Annotated in this window: 1 protein-coding gene; it reads right to left on the bottom strand. The window is 59.4% G+C overall.

Annotation, left to right across the window (positions count from 1 at the left end; all coding sequences use genetic code 11):
- Positions 1 to 11 precede the first annotated feature (11 nt).
- Positions 12 to 312: ABC transporter substrate-binding protein (locus ALO43_RS16830; protein ID WP_157062322.1), on the bottom strand; the 301-nt coding region annotated here is incomplete at its 5' end.

The raw sequence follows: 312 nt of genomic DNA on the forward strand, positions 1-312 counted from the left end.
ACGCAAGCAGCTTATTTGGCGGCTTCGGTCTTCGGTTTGCCGAAGTGCCACTCGTANNNNACGAACTGGAAGTTCTTCAGATCGCCTTTGTCGTCGTAGCTCAGCTCGCCCATCGGGGTCTTGAAGGTGCCAGCATGGATGGCAGCAGCCACCTTGGCGGAGTCTTCGGACTTGGCGGCGGCGATGCCATCAGCAATGACCTGAACGGCGGAGTAGGACGGGTAGACGAACGGGCCGCTCGGGTCTTCTTTCTTGGCCTTGAAGGCTTCGGTCAGAGCCTGGTTGGCCGGGTCCTGGTCGAAGGATTTTGGC

Origin of the sequence: Pseudomonas tremae (assembly GCF_001401155.1) — a bacterium.
Taxonomy (GTDB): Bacteria; Pseudomonadota; Gammaproteobacteria; order Pseudomonadales; family Pseudomonadaceae; genus Aquipseudomonas; species Aquipseudomonas tremae.